The sequence below is a fragment of the Thermosynechococcus sp. OHK43 genome (assembly GCF_014466085.1).
GTDB lineage: Bacteria > Cyanobacteriota > Cyanobacteriia > Thermosynechococcales > Thermosynechococcaceae > Thermosynechococcus.
This window is the reverse complement of the sequence record NZ_JACOMP010000018.1, coordinates 1-9,755: the sequence shown is the minus strand read 5'-3', so window position 1 is coordinate 9,755 and position 9,755 is coordinate 1. Positions and strand designations below refer to the sequence as shown.

Below are 9,755 nucleotides of genomic sequence, written 5' to 3'. Positions count from 1 at the left end.
TGACCAGCCGACAAAGACAAATCTGTCCCGTTTGAGCCAGTCGTCGAGGATGTCAAACCATCCCCGTTCTGCTGGCGCTCGTCCAATCGCGATCGTCATGGAATTAAATCCTCTTGCAGATATAGATGCCAGATTTAGAACCTTACAGTTGCTGGTAGGGCGTTATCAGCTCCTTAAAAACTTAAGAGCGATCGCTCCAGCATCCTGTTAATTTGGCTTCATAAATAAGAAACCCATCCCTCGCTAAGGCTTGAGCTAGTAGGTAGTTTTACCTAGTTGCTGTTGGCGCCCACCAAGGGTAGGTTAAGCACCCCATCAGCATTTGCTGTGGGAGAGCTATATTAACGTGATAGCGGAATTCTTACAAAATATCAAGGTGATTGTTGCCTAGCTTCTCAGGTTTCTCATTTTTGAGCAAGGGTCCCAAATTAGCAAGATTAGCAAGACAGCAGAAAATTGAGGCTTCAACCTAAACAGAACACCAGCAGGAAATATTAAGTATTGTAACCCTGCTGGCAGCGGTTACTGCTCCAGAGGTCTTGAGCGATCGCCCCCAAACCAGAAACAGAGGAATAGCTATCCTGATAAGATTAGGAGAGGTGCAGGATAGTCTTTGCCAACATGAGAAAAGGAGGCCCGCCATGGCGACTGAACGACGGGTGGCACGGGTAGCAGAATTAATCAAGCGGGAAGTCAGCCAGTTGTTAATGTATGAAATCCGCGATGAGCGCGTGGGAGCAGGCATGGTCAGTGTCACCGCTGTGGAAGTTTCCGGTGATTTGCAGCACGCCAAGATTTTCGTCAGTATCTACAGCACTGATGAGGTACGGCGCTCAACGATGGCGGGATTGAAAGCGGCTTCGGGCTTTGTGCGGCGGGAATTGGGGCAGCGCATTCGCCTGCGGCGGACACCTGAGGTTGTGTTTATTGAGGATCGATCGCTCGAACGGGGCAGTCGCGTTCTTTCGCTGCTCAATCAAATTGGGCAACAGCAGAGTACCTCAGAAGCCCCAGCGTCTTAAGTGCGGCCTGGTCTTGTGGGAACGGATGCAGTAAGATAGTGCCTCGGCAGCAGGGAGGAGCTTTTGCTGCGCTGGGGCGGTGCCAGTAGGGTTTTCAGGATCACGAAGGCCGCAATGCCAATTAAGAAGTAACCAAAGCCCTGCTGAAGTCGCTTGGCAGAAATGCGATGGCTGAGATAACTCCCGACAACAGAACCACCAGCGGCTGCCAAGGTTAGTGTCAGGGTCAAGCGCGGATCCAAGGTAACAGTGCCCAGGTAGCCCCAAACCGCCGCCACCGAATTAATAGTAATAATCAGCAGTGAGGTCCCGATTGCCTGCCGCATTGGAATTTTTCCCAATAAAACAAGGGCGGGCACAATGGCAAACCCCCCACCAACCCCCACCAACCCCGTTAGAACACCCACACCTAGGCCTTCAGTGGGTAGCCACAGCCAACAGTACTTACATACTGGGGGGGCATAAAGCTGGCTTTCAAGGGAACTTTCCGGCGGGGTTAGTTCAGGGGCAGGGGGACGCTGTTGCCGCCGAATCATTAAAATAGCCGCTACCATCATGGCAACGGCAAAGAGTAGGAGTTGCACCGTATCGGTAATCCAGGGCAAGGCTGCCAGGCGTGCTCCCAGGTAAGCACCCACCATGGTTGCCGAGCCAAAAATCAGAGTTAGACGCAGGTTGACGTAGCCGCGCCGCCACTGGGGGATCACCGCCAATAAGCTGACGCTGCCGACAATCACAAGCGTCATCGGAATCGCGACTTTGGTTTCAATGCCCATGACATAGACCAGTACTGGCAGGGCAAGGACAGAACCGCCGCCCCCCAATAGACCCAGACTCAAGCCGATGGCGATCGCTAGACCATGCCCTATCCAGTAGCTCAGCATGTGCTATTTCACCTAGGGACGATTGAAGGGCAGCAGTACCAATACCCGCCCTAGGGCACAAATACCGGTGATACCGGCAAAGAGCAAACCAGCACCGACAAAGCCCGACAGGAAGAAGAATGCCGGATTGACGGTAAAGCCTAAGATCACGCCGGTGAGAATCAGGCTGCCAGCCACAATTTGCACCTGCCGCATCAGGCTAATGGGGGCACTAGCCGCACCCTTGACCGGATAGCCCCCCTGTTTCCAGCGTTGAATGCCCCCTTCAAGGTTTTTCAGGTTTTTCCAGCCTCGACGGGCAAGGGTTTCGTAGGCCATGCCCGAGCGCCGGCCCGATTCACAGTAGAGCACCACAGGAGTGTTAGAGCTACAGGGGGGTTCAAGTTCCTTGACATTCGCCAAGGGACAGAGCAGCGCCCCCGGAATATGGGCACTGTTGTATTCGCTTGGCTCACGCACATCAATCAGCAGTACCTGTTGTCGTTGCAGGGCCTCGTGGAGTTCAGCCGCGGAAATGAGAGGAGACTCAGTCGTTGTTGTAGTCATCGTCGTTGGTTCTCAAGTAGTTACTTAGGGTTAGCTAACAAGACGGGAGCGATCAGGAATCAAAGAGCTAAACGGCAGCGGCAACCATGCCACACTGTTGGTTAGCGGGCACCGCTTCCATGATTTTCTTGGGATCGGGCAGGTTCAGATTGGCCATGAATTCAATGAACTGCTGGCGATCGCGACCGACAAAGCGAGGATTAAAACGTTTTTCCTCACCAATGGTGGAAACAGTGTGACCGCGATAGTCATGGCCGGGATAGACCAAGGTAGTGTCTGGGAGTGTAAAGAGCCGCTGTGTTACCGCATCATACATCGCACCCGCATCACCACTTTGGAAGTCAGTGCGCCCACAGCCACGGATAAAGAGAGAATCCCCCGTCAGCAGGTGGGTGCCATTCACCAAAAAGGCCATGTGGCTATCGGTATGCCCCAAGGTGGCGATCGCCTGAATCGGGATGCTACCGACGTGAATCACTTCACCGTCTTTAATATAGCCATCGGCACAATCCACATGGGCATTTTCAGGTACCAGGGTTTTGCAGCCCGTGCGTTCGCGGACTTTGCCCGCTCCGGTAATGTGGTCGGCGTGGACATGGGTTTCGAGGCAATAGCGCAGTTTCAATCCCAATTGCTCAATTAACTGCACATCGCGATCCACCTGCTCAAGGACGCTATCGACCAAAGCGGCCTCACCCGTGGCTTCATCGGCAATTAGGTAAGAATAGGTCCAAGTGTCATAGTCAAAGAGTTGGCGAAACAGCATAGCGGACTCCTTTATTGGGGTAAAGCGTGAGGGGACTCGTTTAGCCTAAAAACTAGACTTAAAGATTAAAGACTAGACTTAAAACGGTAACTACTTCAGTCTAGTTGATCTAAACATAATTTTATAACCATTGAGTAAACAAATGTCAAATCCCCCCCGTCCCCATTTTTTCAAGGGGAACCCATCTTAGGATAAAAGAAAGTGGTTTCAGAGCACTGGGGATGTCCACACTACAGCAAATGACGCCTTGGCAGCGGGTAACGGAGGAGCTAACAGCCATTGTCGGCAAGGGCAGCATCATCAATGACGCAGCCGCAGCCCTTGTGTATGAATGCGATGGCCTCTCCATGTATCGGCAGCGGCCAAAGTTAGTGGTGTTACCAGAAACCACTCCCCAAGTCTCCGCCATCCTCAAAGTGTGCGATCGCTATCGGATTCCCTTTGTTGCCCGTGGCTCAGGGACGGGGCTCTCCGGAGGTGCTTTGCCCCACAGTGAGGGGATTCTCATCGTCACTTCTCGCATGAACCAGATTTTAGAGATTGATCTGACCAATCAGCAGGTGGTGGTGCAGCCGGGGGTTATTAATGCATGGGTGACCCAAGCCGTTGCCGATCAGGGCTTTTACTACGCCCCCGATCCCTCCAGTCAAATTATTTGCTCCATTGGTGGCAACGTGGCCGAAAACTCTGGGGGCGTTCACTGCCTAAAGTATGGTGTGACCACAAACCACGTCCTAGGCCTCACAGTGGTTTTGCCGAATGGGAAAATTGTCGAATTGGGTGGGGCTGCCCCCGAAATGCCCGGCTACGATCTCATGGGGGTTTTCGTTGGCTCTGAAGGCACTCTCGGTATTGCCACGGAAATTCGGCTGCGGATTCTCAAACAGGCGGAGGCGATCGCTGTGCTACTAGCAGACTTCACCACAATTGAAGCAGCAGGGGAAACCGTTTCTGCCATTATCCGAGCGGGGATCATTCCTGCGGGCATGGAAATTATGGACAACCTCAGTATCAACGCCGTTGAAGATGTGGTGGCCACCAATTGCTACCCCCGTGATGCTGGCGCTGTGCTGCTAGTGGAAGTGGATGGCCTAGACGTCGAAGTGCCCATTTTGCAGGAGCGCGTGATGCGCATTTGCTATGAACAGGGGGCACGCCATGTGACGGTTGCCACCGAGGCCGAAGATCGCCTCCGCCTTTGGAAGGGTCGCAAAGCTGCCTTTGCCGCTGCGGGTCGCCTGAGTCCCAACTATTTTGTCCAAGATGGGGTCATTCCCCGCAGTCAACTGGCCACTGTCCTGAGGGAAATTGAACAGCTCAGCCGCCGCAGTGGTTATCGCATTGCCAATGTTTTCCACGCGGGGGATGGTAATCTGCATCCCTTGATTCTCTATGATCAAGCGGTCCCCGGCGCCCTTGCGGAAGTGGAGGCCTTGGGGGGCGAAATTCTCAAACTCTGTGTACGCTTGGGGGGCAGTATCTCTGGAGAACACGGCATTGGCAGTGATAAAGCCTGCTTTATGAGCGAAATGTTTAGCCCAGCAGACCTAGACACGATGCAGCAGGTGCGTGCCGCCTTTGATCCAAAACGTCTGGCCAACCCCGAAAAGGTCTTTCCGACACCGCGAACCTGTGGTGAAGCCGCTCATCAACTTCAAGACTTTCCCAACATTGAGGCATTTTAATGCGTACAAAAATTCCAGTTACGATTATCACCGGTTTTCTCGGCAGTGGTAAGACGACTCTCATTCGGCAGTTACTTCAGAATGCAGCGGGCAGGCGCATTGCCGTGATTGTGAATGAGTTTGGCGATGTCGGTATTGATGGCGAGTTGTTACAGGCCTGTTGCGATCGCACAGCGGGCATCTGGGAACTCACCAATGGCTGTCTGTGTTGTACGGTGCAGGAGGAATTCTTGCCAACGATGCAGACCCTCTTGGCGCGGCGGCAGGAGATTGATCACATTGTCATTGAAACGTCGGGACTAGCATTGCCCAAGCCCTTAGTCATGGCCTTCCGGTGGCCGGAGGTGCGCCATGCCGCCACCGTTGATGGCGTCGTAACCGTTGTGGATGGTGTTGCTTTGGCAGCGGGCCAAGTGAGTGCAGATTTAGAGGCGCTCTTTGCCCAGAAAGATGCGGATCCCAGTTTGCAGCATGAAGATACGCCCCTTGAGGAACTCTTTAACGATCAACTGGCCTGTGCTGACTTGGTTATCCTCAACAAGGCAGATCAACTGACCCTCGATCAGGTACAGCAATGCCTGAGGGAACTCCGCCAGCAACTCCCGCCCCGGATTAAGCTTCTGGCAGCTCAGCAAGGACAGGTGCCCGCAGATCTTTTGCTGGGATTTAATGCAGCGGTGGAGGAGAACTTGGGCCAGCGACCTAGCCACCATGACGTTGAGGAGGAGCATGATCACGACGCAGAGATTCAAGCGGTTTGTTTAGAGTTGGGGGCTTGGGATCTGCAACGCCTACGTGAATCCCTGGAGCGATTGCTGCAAGTACCCGACATTTATCGCGTCAAGGGCTTTGCAGCCATTGAGGGCAAGCCGATGCGTCTGGTGGTACAGGGGGTCGGTCAGCGGTTAGACGTGTTTTACGATCGCCTGTGGCAAGCGGCAGAGTCACGTCAAACCCGCCTTGTGGTGATCGGTCGTCAGTTGGATCAAAAGACGTTGCTATCCTACTTTGCCTAGGAGAATATGGCTAGCCTCAAGGATGTCATTGACGGCCAACTGCGCCAACTCTTGGGTAGCAGTGGAACCTGGTTCATTGATGTCGGCGATCGCTACTTCAGCATCTGGATTGAATCCACCAACCTTGATCTCAATCGCCTAGCCACTTGGGGTAAGACCTTCTGGCAGCAGTGGCAGCGGGGCAATTTCCTGCTCTTTGTGGCAGAACCCCATCAGCCTTTTCCCTATTGGTGGAAATCGTGGTCTGTTGCCTCAGCCATACCGCAGTCAACTCAGATAGGTGAAACTGTTGCCAGCGATCGCTTTATCATCTGTGGCTTGGGCAGTTTAGGTCAGTTTTGTATTCAAAGCTTGCACCGGTTTGCCGGTGAGCATTTGGCTCTCGAAATTTGCGCCATTGACCGCCACGCCAACATTGAGTGGGAAATTCCCCAGTTGACAGAGTTGCTCAGTGAGCCTGTGATCATTGGTGATTGTCGGCAAGAGGCGATTCTTAAAACCGCTCGTATTGATCGCTGCCGCACACTACTGGCGGTGACGAGTGATGAGGCTACCAATATTGCCACGGCGATTGTGGCTCGGCGCTTAAATCCAAATGTCCACCTTGTGGTGCGCTCTAGTCGTGATAATCTCAACGCACTTCTCAAGAAAAAGTTGGGGAACTTTTTGGCGCTCAATCCCACCGAACTGCCGGCACCGGCCTTTGCCCTTGCAGCGCTTGAGGAGAATATCCTTGCTGTGTTTACGATTGAGGGGCAACAGTTTCGGGTCTTGCAACACACCATTACCGCCGATAGTCCCCTAGTGGGCACGCCTGTCCACCACTGGCAGCGCCGTCATCAACGCCTGATTAGTATCCGCACCTGCCATTCCCAGTCCTCGATTTTCCAGCCGACTCGCCCCCACCGTCTCTTTAACCATTGGCCGCCGGATTTGTGCTTTCAGGCGGGCGATCGCCCCATTTGGATTGAACGGGTACAGAGGGTGACCCCATCGCCGATGTCAGAGCCGCATTCGCTTCAGCAACTACTTCAGTGGGTACGGCAATTTCCTGAGCAGGTACAACGATTTTGGCAGTGGATCCATCGCGATCGCTCCCGCGAATTGATCTTCAATGGCCTTTGGATTGGCAGTAGTCTGTGGCTGTTGACTGCTATCCTGCTGCGCTACAACGTCCCCAAGCTAACGTGGCAAAAGGCCTTTGCTGCCGGGTTTATTCTCTTGCTGGGGGGCTTTGGTGATGTCTTTGGTGGGCTAGACAACGATCCGGTTCCTCCTTGGCTGTTGGTGGTCTGTATTTTGGTGGCGATCGTGAGTCTCCTCTTTATTGTCGGCATCTTGGGACTTTTGGCAGAAAAACTGCTGCAAGCGCGGTTTGACTTTCTTAAGAAACGTCCTCCCCTGCCTGCAGCGGATCACATCATTGTGGTTGGGCTAGATCGCATTGGTCAGCAGGTCGTGCAGCTTCTACGCGCCTTCCGTCAGCCCCTGGTCCTACTGGTGGACAACCCAGAGCAGACCCAGCTTTTTGAAGACCTGCCAATGCTCCTTGGCAACATTCCAGAAAAGCTCCCCCAAGCCCATCTGGAAACCGCCAAAAGTGTGGTTCTCACCACCGCCGATGAAATGTTGAACCTAGAGGCAGCCCTAATTGCCCGCCAAGCCACGGAACAGCGCGAGTCCCCCATTGGGTTGGTCATTGGTATTCACAATCCCACCCTCACCAACGATCTGCAAGATCTCCTACCCCGTGCCCGTCCTCTTTGTGCCTATGCCCTTGCTGCCGAAGCCTTTGCTGGTGCTGCCTTTGGGGAAACGATGTTGGGTTTGTTTCAAATTGATCAGCAGACGGTACTGATTGCCGACTACACCGTTGCCGCTGGAGATACCCTTGAGGGCAAGTTGATTGGGGAGGTGGCCTATGGTTATGCAGTCATTCCCATTTTTTACAATCGCCATCAGCAGTTTCTGGGCGGTGAAACCAGTCATCAGTTTTTGCCCAGTGACACGCTGCAACTTACGGCGGGCGATCGCCTGACTGTTTTAGCGACGATTGATGGCCTACGGCGCATTGAACAGGGCAAAATGGCGCCCCGACGGCTCTGGCGGCTTTGGGTCGGTCATCCTCGCATCGCGGAAGCGGCCCTAGAAATTGGGAATCTGATCACCAAGATCACGGGTCTGCCCCTACTGCGATCGCGCACCTTTATCCAGCAACTGCCTGCTGCAATCACCCTTGAACTCTACGAACCCCAAGCCTTTCGCCTCGGTCAACAACTACAGGCCCTAGCCCCCGTGCGCCTCTTTCCCTTGGCAGATCGAGAAAAGGGGTAGGTAGAAATCGGCCTCATCTATAGCTCTGCATTAGCGAAGAGATTGAAAGATCAAATGAATTAATTTTGGTATTGTGACATAGAGTGCCGGTCTCATTATTTAGGTCCATAAATGTTCTGCCTAAATCAAGGTAAAAACATTTACAAAAATCTATTAATTTCTTACCGCAACTGCTGGCAGGGGGCAGGGCTAATGTGTCCCTTTTGTTAAGGAAGCCTTCTTTGTTCCTCCTGAGTTCAAAAGTGATCACCAAACTACGGTGGTTGGGGTTTTGTGCTCCGCCTTTACGCCCTAGTTTCTGACCCTCTTATTGAGAGGGGATGGGATTGCGGCCCGGGGATGGTCGTCGCCCCTAGCTTTTTTGATATCTTTGGGAATTCTAGTCCTCAGGCTAAGATAGTGACTAGTTATCATCCATCAATCTAGGCTGTTCCCATGAGCGGTAACCATGAGCACCATCTACTCAACATCGAGGATGAAACAGGTAAGCGCACAATCCCTTTGGATGCAGCAACCTACTCCATTGGCCGCGATGTCACCAATGCGATTGTCATCCATGGTCACGGTGTCTCACGGCAACACGCCTTGCTGCTGCGGATTCCCTCACCAAATGGCTATCGCTATCGCGTGGTGGATGGTAATGCTGAGGGTAAGCCCAGTGCCAACGGTCTCCTCGTGAATGGCCAGCGAGTGCAAAGCCATGAGCTAAAAGATGGAGATGAAATTAACTTTGGTGGATCCGTCAAGGCGCACTACGCCACCGTGTCGATGGGGGATGCGGAGTTTGTCAAATATTTGAAGAGCGTCAACTATCACAGTATTAAGGCAGTGCCCATGACCGCAACGATTACCCAAGCAGAGGAAGGTGCAGAGGATAAACAATCAGAAGAAGAAACGAAATTTAATGCCACTCCCCCCCCACCGCCATCCAATGCTCCCCCAGCGTCGGCTCCGACACCCAAATCCGCTTCCCCTTTGCTGCCTATTGTTGCCGGGATGGTCATTGTGCTTGCGATCGCGGGAATTGGCGTTGTGATCATGAACCGACCCCCTGCCCCCCAACCGCAGCCCCCTACGCAAACGCAGTGATGGCCTCTTCCAAAAACTTAGCTCCTGCTTTGAACTCAACCTGGCAACCGCAACCCACCGCCGACGGCTCTTTTACATTTTTTTCTTCGGAGTTTGGCGAAACATTCCATAGCCTTAGGGGAGCGCGTCAAGAAGCCTTTGAAAAGTTTGCGATCGCCACCGCTCTGCCCCGCAAAGCCCAAGCCTCTCATCTGCGGCTTTTGGACATCTGCTATGGTTTGGGCTACAACACTGCCGCTGCCTTAGAGGTCATTTGGCAGCACAATCCCACCTGTCAGGTCACGATCATTGGCCTAGAGCTAGATGTGGGCGTTGCCCAAGCAGCTTTAGCGGTGATGCCCCCTTGGCCAGCATCGGTTCAAGAGATTCTTGAGGGATTGGCTCAGCAACAGCGGGTGAGCATCCCACGGTGT

8 protein-coding genes and 1 pseudogene are annotated in these 9,755 nt (G+C 53.3%); 6 read left to right on the top strand and 3 right to left on the bottom strand.

Annotated features, from left to right (window positions below):
- Positions 1-641: 641 nt before the first annotated feature.
- Complete coding sequence (rbfA, locus tag H8Q75_RS00880) at positions 642-1,022, top strand: 30S ribosome-binding factor RbfA (protein WP_024124639.1); 381 nt, start codon at positions 642-644, stop codon at positions 1,020-1,022.
- Here rbfA and H8Q75_RS00875 read toward each other — a convergent pair.
- The 3 genes from H8Q75_RS00875 to H8Q75_RS00865 form a co-directional block, all read right to left on the bottom strand.
- A complete protein-coding gene (locus H8Q75_RS00875) occupies positions 1,019-1,906 on the bottom strand; it encodes a sulfite exporter TauE/SafE family protein (protein WP_024124640.1) in 888 nt (295 codons plus the stop codon). The two genes, rbfA and H8Q75_RS00875, sit on opposite strands and share 4 nt — an antisense overlap.
- Positions 1,907-1,918: 12 nt before the next feature.
- Positions 1,919-2,452: a rhodanese-like domain-containing protein gene (locus H8Q75_RS00870; RefSeq protein ID WP_024124641.1), complete on the bottom strand. Its 534-nt coding sequence runs from the start codon at positions 2,450-2,452 to the stop codon at positions 1,919-1,921.
- 67 nt (positions 2,453-2,519) lie between these two features.
- Positions 2,520-3,218 (bottom strand): MBL fold metallo-hydrolase, encoded by a 699-nt coding sequence (locus H8Q75_RS00865; protein ID WP_024124642.1) that lies wholly within the window; start codon positions 3,216-3,218, stop codon positions 2,520-2,522.
- A 221-nt stretch (positions 3,219-3,439) separates the two neighbouring features.
- On the opposite strand from H8Q75_RS00865, the gene H8Q75_RS00860 reads away from it, so the two are divergent.
- From H8Q75_RS00860 to H8Q75_RS00840, 5 genes and pseudogenes are all read left to right on the top strand, one after another.
- Positions 3,440-4,903 carry an FAD-linked oxidase C-terminal domain-containing protein gene (locus H8Q75_RS00860; protein WP_297039640.1) on the top strand — a complete coding sequence of 488 codons (1,464 nt, stop codon included), beginning with the start codon at positions 3,440-3,442 and terminating at the stop codon, positions 4,901-4,903.
- Positions 4,903-5,919, top strand: coding sequence for a cobalamin biosynthesis protein CobW (gene cobW / locus H8Q75_RS00855; RefSeq protein ID WP_024124644.1), 1,017 nt, complete (start codon positions 4,903-4,905; stop codon positions 5,917-5,919). Before H8Q75_RS00860 ends, cobW begins: the two co-directional genes overlap by 1 nt.
- Positions 5,920-5,925: 6 nt before the next feature.
- Positions 5,926-8,253: an NAD-binding protein gene (locus H8Q75_RS00850; RefSeq protein ID WP_297039637.1), complete on the top strand. Its 2,328-nt coding sequence runs from the start codon at positions 5,926-5,928 to the stop codon at positions 8,251-8,253.
- Between the two features lie 435 nt (positions 8,254-8,688).
- Positions 8,689-9,342, top strand: coding sequence for an FHA domain-containing protein (locus H8Q75_RS00845; RefSeq protein ID WP_297039634.1), 654 nt, complete (start codon positions 8,689-8,691; stop codon positions 9,340-9,342).
- A pseudogene (locus H8Q75_RS00840) lies at positions 9,342-9,755 on the top strand (hypothetical protein); the annotation flags it as partial. The gene H8Q75_RS00845 and the pseudogene H8Q75_RS00840, both read left to right, overlap by 1 nt.